Here is a 553-nt window from a genome sequence, read left to right as displayed (position 1 = left end):
TTTGCGACTATCGTCAAAGCTCTAACCGATGCGTCGGCACCGCCGATATCTCTTCTGTCGCTTCGACAGAAAATCGACGAGATCGCTTCTCAATTTCGTATGGGTGATCTCATGCTCCACCAAGAGGTCTCAGAAGTTCCGGACGCGGAACTCGCATCTGATAACCACATCTTCGTCAAACAGATGAAGTGCGTTGGTCTCTCTGACCCCGTCGTCGAATTGGGAAAGCGCGACTATTACCGAGCCTCAGCGCAACGAACTGCGTGGGCACGAGAGAATGTCCTTCTTGACGGTGAATCGAGCCGCTATGACGAAGCGCTTATCGAACGCTGGCAGAGTGAATCATTGGCTCAGCAAGATACTGCTGACTTGTCATCAGACGACCTAAAAAAAGTTTTTGGGCGCACCTTATATCATTGGGCCAACCGGAGCGAGCTACCTTTTCGAAATAGACATGAGCGTTGGCTTTGTACCGGTTCGTATGAGATTCTTGCAGACAGTGTGAGGGTGGGTTGGCATCCCGACTATCAGGCCTTGTTCTCTGAGAAGAAAT

General features: G+C 50.6%; 1 protein-coding gene. It reads left to right on the top strand.

Annotated features, from left to right (window positions below):
• Window positions 1–553, top strand: a 553-nt coding sequence (locus ACKGJN_RS16665; RefSeq protein ID WP_409540691.1) for an ABC-three component system protein, incomplete at both ends; no start/stop codon positions are given.

The sequence above is a fragment of the Gillisia xinjiangensis genome, from assembly GCF_046298265.1.
GTDB classification, from domain to species: Bacteria; Bacteroidota; Bacteroidia; order Flavobacteriales; family Flavobacteriaceae; genus Gillisia; species Gillisia xinjiangensis.
The sequence above is the reverse complement of the archived record's forward strand: the minus strand, read 5'-3'. Positions and strand labels throughout refer to the sequence as shown.